Origin of the sequence: Streptococcus mitis, from assembly GCF_946190115.1 — a bacterium.
GTDB classification, from domain to species: domain Bacteria; phylum Bacillota; class Bacilli; order Lactobacillales; family Streptococcaceae; genus Streptococcus; species Streptococcus mitis_CO.
In genome coordinates this window covers 1-454 of the sequence record NZ_CAMHZG010000050.1, presented here as the reverse complement: position 1 = coordinate 454, position 454 = coordinate 1, and the positions used below count along the sequence as shown (strand labels likewise).

General features: G+C 34.8%; 1 protein-coding gene. It reads left to right on the top strand.

Going from position 1 to position 454, the window contains the following annotated elements:
- On the top strand, window positions 1-454 hold a 454-nt coding region (locus tag N8L90_RS09340), incomplete at both ends, for an IS3 family transposase (RefSeq protein ID WP_261025217.1).

Sequence of the window (454 nt, the reverse complement as noted above, 5' to 3'; positions counted from 1 at the left end):
ATCCTAAAAAAGTTAAGAGAACTCCGATTGAAGGAGGAAAAAGAGAAAGAAGAAAGACAGAAATTGTTCAAGAATTAGTTACTGAGTTTTCGTTAGATATTCTTCTAAAAGCCATTAAACTAGCTCGTTCGACCTACTACTATCACTTGAAACAACTAGACAAACCAGATAAGGACCAAGAGCTTAAAGCTGAAATTCAATCCATTTTTATCGAACACAAGGGAAATTATGGTTATCGTCGGATTCATTTAGAACTAAGAAATCGTGGTTATCTGGTAAATCATAAAAGAGTTCAACGCTTGATGAAAGTACTCAATTTACAAGCTAAAATGCGGCAGAAACGAAAATATTCTTCTCATAAAGGAGATGTTGGCAAGAAGGCAGAGAATCTCATTCAACGTCAATTTGAAGGCTCTAAAACAATGGAAAAGTGCTACACAGATGTGACAGAATT